Below are 582 nucleotides of genomic sequence, written 5' to 3' on the forward strand. Positions count from 1 at the left end.
ATTGACTTCGCCCCGGGATTCATTGATTGGTTTACCCATTTCCAAGGTCATAATTTGTGCTAATTCCTCCTGGTTTTCCAGCATGAGCTGATGAAGTCGTTTTAGATGATTTGCCCGTTCATAGGCAGTCGTTTTCGACCAGGTCTGAAAAGCCCTGTGCGCTGCCTCAACTGCTAGATTAGCCTCCTTTTCACCACCGTTTGGAACTGAACCAACAATCTGCCCATTTGCTGGGTTGCTAACTTTGAGCAGATCGAGTTCCTCCCCGACCCATTCCCCATTTATACTCATTAGATAGTTTTTTGTTTTTACCTCATTCATTTTCAACTCACTCCAATCTGTATCGTTCACTATTACAGTTTATTTCGTTTTTTCTCCAACAAGAACGGATTCAATCGCTTCTTCCAGGATGTTCAATCCTTCATCCAGCTGTTCGATAGTTATTACAAGTGGCATCAACAAGCGAATTACATTATCAAATACACCAGCTTTCAGAGCAATAAGCCCCCGTTGATGTGCTTCTTTTAAAATCTGGTCAGTTAAAGCTTTATCTGGCGTTTTACTTTTTCGATCCTTAACGAA

The 582-nt window shown here is 41.6% G+C and carries 1 protein-coding gene and 1 pseudogene; both read right to left on the reverse strand.

Annotated features, from left to right (window positions below; genetic code table 11):
- Positions 1 to 321 (reverse strand): aldehyde dehydrogenase family protein (locus tag AC3G7N_RS21940; protein ID WP_489424239.1); only part of this gene is annotated, 321 nt, incomplete at its 3' end.
- A gap of 39 nt (positions 322 to 360) precedes the next feature.
- Positions 361 to 582 (reverse strand): annotated as a pseudogene (locus AC3G7N_RS21945) (4-aminobutyrate--2-oxoglutarate transaminase); the annotation flags it as partial.

Source organism: Virgibacillus carmonensis, from assembly GCF_057836705.1.